At 73.0% G+C, this 13,002-nt stretch carries 7 protein-coding genes; 3 read left to right on the top strand and 4 right to left on the bottom strand.

Annotated features, from left to right (window positions below; translation table 11 throughout):
• Positions 1 to 75: 75 nt before the first annotated feature.
• The 4 genes from C2L59_RS28500 to C2L59_RS28515 all read right to left on the bottom strand — a co-directional run bounded on the left by C2L59_RS28500 (position 76) and on the right by C2L59_RS28515 (position 10,083).
• Positions 76 to 1,728, bottom strand: coding sequence for a (2,3-dihydroxybenzoyl)adenylate synthase (locus C2L59_RS28500; RefSeq protein WP_233223745.1), 1,653 nt, complete (start codon positions 1,726 to 1,728; stop codon positions 76 to 78).
• A complete protein-coding gene (locus tag C2L59_RS28505; RefSeq protein ID WP_103352606.1) occupies positions 1,725 to 6,938 on the bottom strand; it encodes a type I polyketide synthase in 5,214 nt (1,737 codons plus the stop codon). The genes C2L59_RS28500 and C2L59_RS28505 overlap by 4 nt, the downstream gene beginning before the upstream one ends.
• Positions 6,935 to 8,005, bottom strand: coding sequence for a methyltransferase (locus tag C2L59_RS28510; protein WP_103352607.1), 1,071 nt, complete (start codon positions 8,003 to 8,005; stop codon positions 6,935 to 6,937). The genes C2L59_RS28505 and C2L59_RS28510 overlap by 4 nt, the downstream gene beginning before the upstream one ends.
• 557 nt (positions 8,006 to 8,562) lie before the next feature.
• The gene (locus C2L59_RS28515; protein WP_233223746.1) at positions 8,563 to 10,083 is read right to left on the bottom strand and encodes an MFS transporter; all 1,521 of its coding nucleotides are present in this window, start codon (positions 10,081 to 10,083) and stop codon (positions 8,563 to 8,565) included.
• Between the two features lie 366 nt (positions 10,084 to 10,449).
• On the opposite strand from C2L59_RS28515, the gene C2L59_RS50120 reads away from it, so the two are divergent.
• From C2L59_RS50120 to C2L59_RS28530, 3 genes are all read left to right on the top strand, one after another.
• Positions 10,450 to 11,598 (top strand): nucleotide disphospho-sugar-binding domain-containing protein, encoded by a 1,149-nt coding sequence (locus tag C2L59_RS50120; RefSeq protein WP_103352609.1) that lies wholly within the window; start codon positions 10,450 to 10,452, stop codon positions 11,596 to 11,598.
• Between the two features lie 109 nt (positions 11,599 to 11,707).
• Positions 11,708 to 12,286, top strand: a complete 579-nt coding sequence (locus tag C2L59_RS28525) for a hypothetical protein (protein WP_103352610.1) — start codon at positions 11,708 to 11,710, stop codon at positions 12,284 to 12,286.
• A gap of 148 nt (positions 12,287 to 12,434) precedes the next feature.
• Positions 12,435 to 12,998 carry a dihydrofolate reductase family protein gene (locus C2L59_RS28530; RefSeq protein ID WP_158263118.1) on the top strand — a complete coding sequence of 188 codons (564 nt, stop codon included), beginning with the start codon at positions 12,435 to 12,437 and terminating at the stop codon, positions 12,996 to 12,998.
• Positions 12,999 to 13,002 lie beyond the last annotated feature (4 nt).

Below are 13,002 nucleotides of genomic sequence, written 5' to 3' on the forward strand. Positions count from 1 at the left end.
GGGCCTCTTCCGTTTTGTCAGGCGACAAAACCGGGGCCCGGCGCGCACGCCGGGCCCCGACTTGTTGCGAGAGAACTAAAGCAGCTCCCGCAGCACCTTCTTGTCCGCCTTGCCCACCGCCGTGTGGCGGAACGCGGCCAGTACCTCCAGGCGCTCCGGGAGCTTGAACGCCGCCAGCCCGCGGGCCGTCAAGGCCGCACACAGCTCCTCCAGCGTCAGCGCGAACCCGGGGTGCAGGCGGACGAACAGGCACACCCGCTCGCCCAGCTCCGGGTCCGGCATCGGCACCGCCGCCGCTTCCGCCACCGCGGGGAGCTCCTGGGCCAGGAGCTCCACCTCGGCCGCCGAGATCTTCTCGCCGCCGCGGTTGATCAGGTCCTTCACCCGGCCGCACACCACGAGGTTGCCCTCCGGGGTGATGCGGACCAGGTCGCCCGTGCGGAACCAGCCGTCCGGGGTGAACACCTCGCGGTTCACCTCCGGGACCCCGAAGTAGCCTCGGGGCGTGTATGGCCCGCGGGTGAGCAGCTCGCCCACCTCGCCCGGGGCCACCGGCTCGCCGTCCGGGCCGACCAGCAGCAGCTCGTCGAACGGGCTGATCGGCTTGCCCTGCGTGCCGTGCGCCTCCTCGTCGGGTGCGCCCGGGGCCGTGTAGCAGACCAGGCCCTCCGCCATTCCGTACACCTGCTGCAGCCCGCAGCCCAGGGCCGGCCCGATGCGGGCCGCCACCTCCGGCGCCAGCACCGAACCGCCCACGTGCAGGTGCTGCAGGCTGCTCAGGTCGCGGGTGTTCGCCGCGGCCGCCTCGATCCACCTGAGCGCGACCGCCGGGACCGCCGAGGTGTCCGTGACGCCCTCCGCCTCGACCGCCTCGAACACCGACTCCGGCCGCGGCGAAGGCAGCAGGACCGCCCGGCCGCCCGCGTACAGCGCGCCCAGGATGCCCGGGTTGGCCAGCGGGAAATTGTGCCCGGCCGGGAGCACCGCCAGGTACACCGTTTCGGGGGTGAACCCGCACGCCGCCGCGCACCGGCGGATGTTGTACTCGTAGTCGTCGTGCGTGCGGGCGATCACCTTGGGCGTGCCCGTCGTCCCGCCCGAGAGCAGGAACACGGCCACGTCGGAACCGGACGGCGCGTGCTCGTCCAGCCACTGCCGCCGGGCGACCGGGTCGCCGGACTGCTTGATCAGGCCCCGCACGTCGACGTGACCCGCCCGCACCTCGTCGCCGACCACCAGCACCCGCACCGGGCCGGGCAGCGTGGCCGCCACCCGCTCGGCGAGGTCCTGGTGGTCGTAACCCTTCCAGGTGTCCGGGACGACGATCGCCTTCGCCCGCACGTGCGCGCCGATCGAGGCGAGCTCGTGCTCGCGGTGCGGTGGCAGCATCATCACCGGCACCACGCCGAGCCGGAAGCAGGCGAGCGTGACGACCACGAACTCCCACTGGTTCGGCAGCTGCACGAGCACCGTGTCGCCGCGGGCGAGCCCGCTCGCGGCGAGCCCGGTGGCCAGGCCGTCGGCGTGCTCGGCCAGGTCGCGGTAGGTGAGCCGGACGTCGCCGTCCACCACCGCGACCCGGCCGGGCCGGCGCTCCGCCCACTCCCACAGGGAGGAGCCCAGTGGCCGGCCGCGCCAGCAGCCGGCCGCCCGGTAGGCGTGCGCCAGGTCGGCGGGCCACGGCACGACGCCTTCGTCGATCCCGGTGCCCGGACGGGGTTCGCTCACGCCGCCTGCTCCAGTTCCGCCGGGTCGAGCCGCTCGGTGAGCAGCTCGGCCACGGCCTCGACGGTCGGCCGGTCCCAGAACAGCGTCGACGGCAGCTGCAGCCCGAACCGCCGCTCGAGGCCGCGGCGGATCCGGACCGTCATCACCGAGTCGAGACCCATCTCGACCAGCGGCCGTCGGGGGTCCACCTCGGCGGCCGGCAGCTTCGTCTCCGCCGACACCTGGTCGCGGATCTCCGCGGTGAGCACCGCGGTCAGCTCCGGCCCGGTCAGCCCGGCCCACGGCTCGTCGTGCTCCGCCTCGCCGTCCTGACCCGAGGTGTCCTCCGGCAGCACCGAAAGCAGCGGCAGCCGGCGGTCACCCGGACCCAGCGGGACCGTGCGCAGCACGGCCGCGTAGCCGAGTTCGTGCCGCTCGATCAGCTCCCACGCGGCGAACGCGTCGGCCACGGCGATGTCCGCGGTGCCGCGGGCGGCCAGTTCGACGTCGATGATCTCCGAGGAGGTCGACATGCCGAGCCCGCGCCACGACGTCCAGCCGAAGCTGGTCGTCCCGGTGTCCCCGGCGGCGCGCCGGTGCGCGGCGAGCCCGTCGAGGAACGCGTTGGCCGCCGCGTAGCTGGCCTGCCCGGGCAGGCCGAGCAGGTAGCCGCTGGAGGAGAACAGCGCGAAGAAGTCCACGCTCCCCGGCGGGTACAGCCGGTGCAGCGTGAGCCCGCCGTCGACCTTGGGCCGCAGCACCGTGCGCAGCGACTCCTCGTCGAGCGTGCGGAGTTCGCGGTTGTCCAGCACACCGGCCGCGTGCACCACCCCCCGCACGGGCGGCAGCCCGAGCGCGGCGGGAGCGAGCAGCCGGGCGGCCTCGTCGTGGTCGGCGATGTCGACCGCGACCGGGACCACGGTGACGCCGAGCCGCTCCAGCGAGCGCACGGCGTCGAGCTTCGCCTTCTCCGCGGGATCCGTGACGCTGTCCCAGGTGTCGCGCGGCGGCAGCCCGTGGCGGCCGGCGAGCACGATCCGCCGCGCGCCCCGGTCGGCCAGCCACTGCGCGACCCGCAGGCCGAGCACGCCCAGCCCGCCGGTGACGAGGTAGGTGCCGTCCGGCTGGCAGCCGCGCGCCCGGCCGGCCGGCTCCCCGTCGAGCGGGAGCAGCCGGGGGACCAGCGGTTCGCCGTCCCGGATCGCCACGACGTCCTCGCCGCGGGCCGTCGTCAGCACGTCGAGCAGGGCCGGGACGTCCTCGGGGGAGTTGCCGACGTCGACGACCCCGCCCCAGATCTCCGGGTGCTCGCCGCCGACGATCCGGCCGATGCCCCACGCCGACGCGTGCGCGAGCGCGGCTTCGTCCACTCCGGACCGCACGCCCTGCGTGACGCACCAGAGCCGGGCCTGCGCCGAGGTCAGCCGCTGGGCCGTGGCCGAGAGCAGCCACGAGGCCTCGGCGGCCGCCGAGGCGATCGTCGCCGGCCGGGCCCGGCCCGGCACGACCAGGATGTCGTACCCGCCGGTCAGCTCGGCCTCGGTCAGCTCCTCCGGGCCGCCGACGACGCGGAAGGACACCTCCGCGCCGGCCAGCCGCTCGGTGAGCCGGCCGATCAGCGCGCTGTCCGGTCCGACCAGGACCGCGGCGCGCCGCGGCCGGGGTTCGACACCCTCCAGGGGCACCCAGCCGATCGGGTGGACCAGCTTGTGCGGGGCGACCCCGGTGCCGGCGTCACCCGCCGGGGCACCGTCCAGGACGCCGTAGCGCAGCCCGGCCAGCCGGCCGGCCACCGCACCGTCGGCGTCGGCGATCTCGACGTCCACGGTGAGCTCGCCGGTCTGCCGCACGGTGATCGTGGCCTGCGCGGGTGGCGTGTCGGCCAGCGAAACCCGCGTGATGTGCGCGGGCATGCGCAGGATCGGCTCCCCGGTGAACACGACCGACGCGGTCGACAGCGCCGCGTCGAGGACCGAGGCCCAGGTGTCCGGCCGGGTGCCCGGGTCGGGATCGGCGCGGACGGCGGCCACGAGCGTGCCCTCGCCGCGGTGGAGCCGTTCCACGACCCACGGGAACCCCATGGCGGCGACCCCGAGCGAGGCCAGCCGTTCGATCACGAACCCGGCGGGCAGCTCCTCGGTGGTGGCGGCGTCCCCGGCCGGCCCGGCCGCCGGGTCGGTCCGCGGTTCGAGGGTGGCCGTGGTGTGGGTGGCCCAGCCCTGCTCGGCGCCGTCCCCGCCGGGCGCCGCGCGCCCGCTCAGCCGGCTCGACAGCCGGATCGTCCCGTCCTGCAGCACCACCTGCAGGTCCCGCGTGCTGGTGACGCTGACCGGGACGCGCAGGGCGACCTCGGCCAGGTCCGCCCGCGGGCCGACCGCCGCCGCCGCGGTGGCGAAGGTGTTCAGCAGCACGGCGGCCGGGATGATCTCGACGGTGCGGACCGGGTGGTTGCCGGGGTACGGCCGGGATTCGCGGTCCAGCCGGGTCGCCCAGACGTGCGCCGGCGTGGTGCCGCGCACGACGGTCCGCCCGCCCAGCAGTGTGTGCCCGGCCGGGTCGTGGTGCTCGGCCAGCGCGGTCGGCGCGTCCGGCTCCTCGGCCCAGTGGGGCTTGTGCTGCCACGCGGTCGTGGGCAGGTCGGCGACGGTACCTTCGGGCCACAGGGCCCGCCAGTCGACGTCGGCGCCCTGGGCGTGCAGCAGGCCGAGGTTGGTCAGCAGGGTCTCGCGCTCCGGCTTGGCCCGCCGCAGGGTGTGGGTGACGAACCCGTCCGTGATCCCGAGCCCGTCGAAGGTCTCGTTGATCGAGTGCTCGACGACCGGGTGCGGCGACACCTCCAGGAACAGCCGGTGGCCGTCCTCCAGCGCGGCGGTCACCGCCTGGACGAACCGCACCGTGTTGCGCAGGTTGGCGGCCCAGTAGGTGCCGTCGCGCGTGCTGTCCGTGCGCGGGTCGGCGAGCGCGGTGCTGTAGAGCGGGACGGTGGCCGGCCGCGGGTCGAGGTCGGCCGCGGCCGCGGCCAGCTCGTCCAGCAGCGGGTCCATCTGTGCGCTGTGGAAAGCGACGTCGGAGTCGACCAGCCGGCCGCCGGTGCCTTCGGCACGCAGCCGGTCGGTGAACTCCTGGATCGCCGTGACGTCCCCGGACACCACGGTCGACGTGGTGGCCGAGGCGACCGCGACCGCGAGGTCGGTGCGGCCGGCCAGCCGGCGCTCCACCTCCTCGGGCGGCAGCGCCACCATCACCATGCCGCCCTGCCCGGCGACCCGGCGCAGCAGCGCCGAACGCCGGCAGACCAGCCGGGCCCCCTCGTCGAGGGTCAGCACCCCGGCGGTGACCGCCGCGGCGATCTCGCCGACCGAGTGCCCGAGCACCGCGGCCGGGCGCAGGCCCCGCGCGCGCCAGGTCGCGGCCAGCGCCACCTGCATCGCGAAGATCATCGGCTGGATGACGTCCACCGGCTGCCGGGCGTCCGATCGCACGACGGCCTTCGGCGACACCCCGAGCTCGGCGACGAAGATCGGATCCACCCGGTCGAGCACGGCGGCGAAGTCCGGATCGGTGTCCATCAGCTCGCGGCCCATCCCGACCCACTGCGAACCGTGGCCCGAGAACACCCAGACCGCCCCCGTCCCGGCGGCCGGGCCGGCGACCGGCTCCGGTCCCGAGACGGCCAGCTCGCCGAGCCGGTTGATCAGCTCGGTGCGGTCCTCGGCGAAGACCGCGGCCCGGTGCGGCAGGTGCGGGCGCCGCACGGCCAGGGTGTGGCCGATGTCGGCCAGGCTCGTGTCGCGGTGCGCGGTCAGCCAGCTGACGAGCCGGCCCGCGTTCTGCCGCACCGCCTCGGCGCTGGCCCCGGACACCGGGTAGAGCGCGGGCCCGGTGTCCTCTGTGGACGGCCGGGCTTCGGCCGCGTCCGCCTCTTCGAGGATGACGTGCGCGATCGTGCCGCCGTAGCCGTACCCGGAGACCCCGGCGCGGCGCGGGCCGGCCTGCACCGGGAACGGCGTCGGCTCGGTCACCACCCGCAGCCGGGCTTCGTCCCAGGGGATGGCCGGGTTGGGCGTGCTGCAGCCGAGGCTCGGCGGGATCTCGGCGTGCTGCAGGGCCAGCACGGCCTTGATGACACCGGCGACGCCCGCACCGGCCTCCAGGTGGCCGATGTTGGGCTTGACCGAGCCGATCAGGCACGGCTCTTCGGCCGGGCGGCCCTTCCCGAACACCGACGCCATCGCGGCGGCCTCGAGCGGGTCGCCCGCGCGGGTGCCGGTGCCGTGCGCCTCGACGTAGCCGACGGTCGCCGGGTCGATGCCCGCGGCCTCGTAGGTGCGGCGCATCAGGTGGGCCTGCGCGTCGCCGCTCGGGGCCATGATGCCGTTGGTGCGGCCGTCCTGGTGCACCGCGCTGCCGCGGAGCACGGCGAGGACGGGGTCGCCGTCGCGGCGGGCGTCGGCCAGCCGCTTGAGCACGACCATCCCGCCGCCCTCGCCGCGGCCGTAGCCGTCGGCGTCGGCGGCGAAGGACTTGCAGCGGCCGTCGGGTGAGGTGGCCCCGGCCGCGTCCAGGACGAGCGAAAGCCCGGGCGCGGCCATCACCAGCACGCCGCCGGCCAGCGCCACCGGGCACTCGCCGGCCCGCAGGGCCTGCGCCGCCAGGTGGATGGACACCAGTGACGACGAGCACGCGGTGTCCACCACCGCGCTCGGGCCGCGCAGGTCCAGCGCGTAGGAGACCCGGTTGGCCACCGCGCAGTACGAACTGCCGATGCCGGTCCAGGCCTCGATCCGCGGCAGGTCCTCCAGCAGCCGGCGGCCGTAGTCGTCGGCGCCGACGCCCATGAACACGCCGGTGTCGGTGCCGGCGAGCGAGCGCGGCGGGATGCCCGCGTGTTCCAGGGCCTCCCAGGCCAGTTCCAGGACGATCCGCTGCTGCGGGTCCATCAACGCGGCTTCACGCGGGGTGAGGTCGAAGAAGTCCGCGTCGAAGCCCTTGATGTCGTCGAGGAAGGCGCCGGCCCGGGTGACGTCGCGCAGGGCGGCCGCGTGGGCGCCGCTCTGCCGCGCGTACCAGGCCCAGCGCTCCTCCGGGACCTCGCCGATCGTGTCCGCACCCTCGCGCAGCAGGCGCCAGAACTTCGCCGGCGAGTCGACCCCGCCGGCGAAGCGGCAGGCCAGCCCGATCACGGCGATCGGCTCCGGCCCTGCACCGGAATGCTCGAGCCCCTCGGTCATCGACCCTCCTGGCCGGCGGTTTCCTTGTGCGCGACGACGAGGGCGTGGCTGAAGCCCATGTCCTGGTGCAGGTCGACGCGCGCGAAGCCGGCGTCGAGCGCGGCGCGCTCCATGTCGGCGGGCGCGTAGGTCATGCCCTCGCCGGAGGCGAGCGTGAGGAAGTACGGCGAGACCAGCCCGGCCGCCATCGACCCGGTGCCCTCGTCGTTGCAGACCCAGTTGTAGACCAGGCACACGCCACCCTCGGGCAGCGCGTCGTAGCAGCGGCGCAGCAGCTCGGTGTTGCGCTCCAGGGACCAGATTTCGAAGATGTGGAACACGAAGATCGCGTCCGCGCCCTCGGGGTAGGCGTCGTGGAGGATGTCGCCGGCGTGGAAGTGCACGCGCTTGCGGACGTCCGGGTCCTCGATGCGGCCGGCGGCCAGCTGCGTCACGCTTTCCTGGTCCATCACCGTGATCTCGAGCTCCGGGTAGCGCTTGGCCAGCTCCACGGAGTTGCTGCCGTCGCCGCCCGCGAGGTCGATGGCGTGGCGGATGCCGGAGAAGTCGTACTTCTCCAGAATCTGCGCGAACGCCCGCCGCGACGCGTCGCCCATGTTGTCGTAGAACACCTTCTGCAGGTCCGGGGTCGCCGTGAGGCGCTCGTAGAGCGTGTCGCCGGGGCCTTCGAGCCGGCGCAGGCCGACGTTGGTGTTCTGCCGGATCGACTCGGCGAAGTCGACCATGGTGGCGTTGATGATCTTCGCCTGGATGTCGATGAGCGGGCCGAGGAAGCGCTCGCCCTCGCGCAGCAGCTTGCGCTCGACCATCTTGCTGTTGACGTACTTGTCGCCCTGCTTTTCCAGCAGCAGCAGGGAAGCGAGCCCCAGCAGCAGAATCCGGGCCGGCTGGCGTTCGACGCCGAGCGCGGCCGCCGTCTCGTCGACGTCCATGCCGCCCGCCGCGTCCAGCTTCTCGAAGAGCTCGAACTCGAGGGCGGTGCGCAGCACCTCGAACGCGGAGGTGCCGTGGACCAGGATCCGCAGATAGTCGGCCTCAGAGATGGTTACCTTGCGACTGTCCGCCATGGTTCCTCCGTCGGTTAGCTACGTCGCTTTCGGATGCGACACACCTGGCGTCCATGGTCTTCCGCGGGGGCCTTGCCGCTCGACTCCGTTCATGCGATCCCGGCGGGGATCGTTATTTCTCGCAACGCCGAAGCCATGGGCGCGCTGTAACCCCGAAGCCATGGGCGCGCTGTAACTTTGAAGCCATGGGCGCCTGCAACTTCGAAGCCCATGGGCCCGAAGCCATGGGCGTGCTGCAACCCCGAAGCCCGATTGTGACTACGGCCGGCGGCACCTTGTCAAGGCGGGAAAGCGTGCCTTGACAAGGTGCCGCCGGCCGTGTTCTGGCTTCGGATCGGGGTTGCGGGGGGACTGGGTTCCCTTCGGGGCTGGGTGGGCTTGCGGCCGCCGGGGTGCTGTGGGCTTCGGCCGCCGGTGATGCTGTGGCTTCGGCCGCCGGGTGCTGTGGGCTTCGGCCGCCGGTGATGCTGTGGGGTGTGCCGCTGGTGCCTTCGCGCGGCGAAACGACGAGTGGCCCCGCTGGGGGCGGGGCCACTCGTCGTCTTGCTGTGCGGGGGTCAGACCGCGGTGGTCGGCACCTGGCCGTCCTCCTGGCCGGCCGGGGCCGGGGCTTCCTCCTCCGGCGGCGGGCCGCCGGGTGCGCCCAGGGGCGCGAGGGAGCGCAGCGTTGCGTAGGTCAGCACGGCCAGGGCCGCGAAGGCGACCGCGCAGACCGTGGCGGCCAGCGAGACCGAGGAGTTGAACGCCTCGCGAGCCGTCGTCAGCAGGCTGCTCGCGATGTCGCCCGGGAGCTTCGCCGCCCCGATGAACGCGCCGGCGATGCTTTCGCTCGCCGGGCCGGCGACGTCCGCCGGTACGTTCGCGGGCACGCTCACCTTGGACTGGTACACGGCCGTTGCGAGGCTGCCCAGGGCCGCGATGCCCAGGGCCAGCCCGAGCTCGCCACCGGTGGAGGCCAGGGAGGCCGCCGAGCCGGCGCGCTCCGGCGGGGCCGCCCGCATGACCAGCTGGCTGACCAGCGGGCCGACCGGGCTCACCCCGAGGAACACGAGGCTCAGCCCGAGGATCAGGGTGCCGATCCCGCCCACGCTGATCTGCGTCAGCACCACCATGCCGACGGCGGAAACGAGGGCACCGCCGATCAGCAGGAAGGCCGGGCGCACCTTGGCCGACAGGCCCGTGACCACCTGGATGCCCATGATCAGCGCGAAGGACGGCACCAGCATCCACAACCCGGCCGCCAGCGGCGACAGGTCGTCGACCAGCTGCATGTGCTGGGTCAGCAGGAAGGCCGCGCCACCCTGCACCGAGGCGACCAGGACGCTGAGGATCAGCGAGCCGCTCACCGCCGGGATGGCGAACAGCCGGATGTCCAGCAGCGGGTGGTCCAGGCTGCGCTGCCGCAGCACGAACACGATGCCGAAGACCACGCCGACGACCACCGCGATGATCTGCACGGCGCCGGCGCCGGAGCGGGCCAGCTCCTTGAGGCCGTAGATGAACGGCAGGATCGCGGCCAGGGACAGCGCGACGCTGAACAGGTCCACGCGGCCCGCGTGCGGGTTCTTCGACTCCGGCAGCAGGAACGGGCCGACCGCCAGCAGCAGCACCATGACCGGCACGCCGATCAGGAAGACCGAGCCCCACCAGAAGGAGTTCAGCAGCGCGCCACCGATCACCGGGCCGAGGGCCACCCCGGCCATCATGGCCGTGGACCAGATCCCGATCGCCGCGCCCATCTGCTTGGGGTTCGGGAACATGTTCATGATCAACGCGAGTGTCGACGGCATGATCGTCGCACCCGCCACACCCATCAGGGCCCGGGCGACGATCAGCATCTCCGGGCTCGTCGAGTACGCCGCGACGATCGACAGCAGGCCGAAGGCCGCTGCCCCGATCAGGAGCAGCCGGCGCCGGCCGATCCGGTCACCCAACGTGCCCATGGTGACGAGGAAGCCGGCGATGAGGAAGCCGTAGATGTCGGTGATCCACAGCTGTTCCAGGCTGCTCGCACCCAGGCTTTCGCTCAGGTGGGGTACCGCGAGGAACAACACGCCGTTGTCGAGCATCGTCAGCATGGTGGGCAGGGCGAGTATCGCCAGCCCGATCCATTCCCGCCGCCCTGCCAGAGGCGGACCTTGTGCGCCAGTCACTTTTCTGTCCTCTCGTCTTGCTCTGCCGATTGTCCGCGTCGGATGCCGCACGTGCGACGGAGCGCGAACCATCTTCGCGGAAACACCCCGTTCGCGGCACCTTCAGGAATGCGCAGTGCGTCCGGACGAGGAGCGCGGGCCCGGTTGCGCGTCACCGACCATCGCGCCGTGCCGGGCCCCTCGCATCTCCGCCGTTGCGCCGACTCCGCAGCCGCGGAGACGAGCTCGCAAGTTGCCTGGATCTAACGTCCGCAGCAGGGTGAATCGGTTCTGGAAACGGGGGAGAAACGCATGCGGGTGCTGTTCACGTCCGCGGCACTGTGTGGCCATTTCTACCCGCTCGTGCCGCTCGCGTGGGCTTTTCGCGGACTCGGCCACGAGGTGCTGGTGGCGGTGGCCGACGATTTCGTCCCCGAGGTGCTGCGGGCCGGCCTCCCGTCCGTTTCGTGTGGACCGGCGGCGGACTTCACCGGGTTCGCCGCCGAGGGCGAACCCGGCCGGCTGGCCGAGCGGCGGTACGGCAACGGGCGGGTGTTCGGCCGCAACGCGGCGCAGAACCTGCCGGGCCTGTTGTCCATAGTGGAGTCCTGGCGGCCGGACCTGGTGCTCAGCGAGCGCGCGGAGGCGGCTGGCCCGGTGGCGGCGTCGGTCTTCGGCGTGCCCTCGGCCGAACTGCAGTGGGGAATCCCGCTGCTGCACGAGTACCGGGCCGCGGCCGGCGACGAGCTCGCACCGCACCTGGCGGGCCTGGGCCTGCCGTCGGTGCCGCCGCCGCTCACCGTGCTGAACCCGTGGCCCCCCAGCATGCGCCGGTCGCACGCGCTCACCCAGCGCCGGATGCGCAACGTGCCCTACGACGGCCAGGCCCGGGTCCCCGCCTGGGTGTGGCAGCCGCGCACCCGCCCGCGCATCGGCCTGACCCTGGGCACGGTGCTGCCCCGCCTCGGCCTCGACGGCGGGTCGGGCGTGGTCATCGCGATGCTGCGCGAGCTCGCCCGCCTCGAGGTGGACGTGGTGGTGGCGGTGGAGGACGAGGTGGCGGCGGGCTGGCCCCCGCTGCCGGAGGTGGCCACGCACGTCGGCCGCCTCCCGCTGTCCCACGTCCTGCGAGCGTGCGACGTCGCCATTCACCACGGCGGCCAGGGCACATCGTTGACGGCGCTGGGCGCGGGCCGCCCACAGCTGGTCCTGCCGGCCTTCGACGACCAGCTGGACAACGCGGCGGCGGTGGTGGCGGCGGGCGCGGGCCTGCAGCTGCCTCCGGGCGAGGCGGACCCGGCGACGGTGGCGGAGCATTGCGCGGAGCTGCTGGGACGGCCGGAGTACCGCCGGGCGGCGGCGGGCATCGCGGCGGAGATCGAGCGGCAGCCGTCGCTGGCGGAGGTGGCGGAGGATTTGACGGCGCTGGCGGAGCAGGGTCGCCGCCCGAACGCCGCCTGAGCCGGAGCCGCTGCCGAGCCCTCCGAGGAGCACCGAGGCGGCCGTCGTGCTGTTCGCACGAGCAAATAGCTCCGTGTCGTTTCGGCGGGTCCGGGGTTAGCTTCGGGCGATGGCGAACGAACTGACCATTCCGCTCCTGCCCTGTCCGTCGATCGACGAGATCGCGCCGTTCTACGAGATGCTCGGCTTCGGGATCACCTACCGGCAGACGCGGCCGAACCCGCACGTCGCGGTGCGCCGGGACGACATCAACCTGCACTTCTTCGGGATGGACGGCTACGACCCGGCGCAGTCGTACAGCACGTGCCTGGTCATCGTGGCGGACACCGGCGAGCTGTTCGAGGCCTTCGCGGCGGGGATGCGTTCCGTGCACGGGAAACTGCTCGTCTCCGGCATCCCGCGGATGACCCGCCCGCGGCTGCGCAACGACCGGTACACCGGGTTCACCGTCGTCGATCCGGGCGGCAACTGGATCCGGATCCACCAGGCCACCAGGGAACCCGAGGCGCGGACCAAGCTCGCGAAAGCCATGGAGAACGCCGCGAGGCAGGCGGATGCGCGCGGCGACGAACGCCAGGGGCTGAAGATCCTGGAAGGCGCGTTGAAGCGGGCGACCGGCGACGAACCCGAGTTCCCGGCGGTGCAGCAGTACCGCGACGAGCTCGTCGAGCGGCTCAACGGGCTCTGAAACGGCCGGAAAAAAGCACGCTGGGAGTTGCGCCCATCCCTATTCCTCCCGAACCTCCGAAGGTGCCCGATCGAACCGGGGCCGCCGGCCGGGGACGGTATGCTCGCCCCGATCGTTTCGATTACTGCAGGCGAAAGGGAGCGGGATATTGGGAAAGGTCATCGTCGACATCACGGTGTCGTTGGACGGGTTCATCGCCACGCCGGACGATGACGTGGAACGCCTGCACCGGTGGGCTTTCACGAGCATCGGGGCGGACGACGAATACACCGCCGAAGCGCGGGAACTGTTCGAGAAGAACGAGTTCGGGGCGATTTTCGCCGGGCGGCGGACGTACGAGGTGTCCGGGGCGTGGAGCGGGAACCCGCCCGTTCCGGTGCCGTACGTGATTCTGTCGCACGACGTCCCGGAAAAGGTGAAGTCCGGTGAGTGGTCGCGGTTCGTCTTCGTTTCCGGGGACATCGAAACCGCGATGGCCAAGGCGACCGAGGTCGCCGGCGGCCGCTCGGTGGGGGTGATGGGCGGCGCCGACGTCATCCAGCAGTGCCTCAAGGCCGGCCTGGTCGACGAGCTCTGGCTGCACGTCGTGCCGGTGCTGCTCGGCTCGGGCATCCGGCTGTTCGACCACCTCGGCGGCCAGCAGGAGCTCGAACTCCTGCACACGAAGGAGGGACCGGAAACCTTCCGGATGCTCTACCGCGTCGTCAAGTAGGGGA

Origin of the sequence: Amycolatopsis sp. CA-128772 (genome assembly GCF_002904295.1) — a bacterium.
In the GTDB taxonomy this organism is placed as follows: Bacteria; Actinomycetota; Actinomycetes; order Mycobacteriales; family Pseudonocardiaceae; genus Amycolatopsis.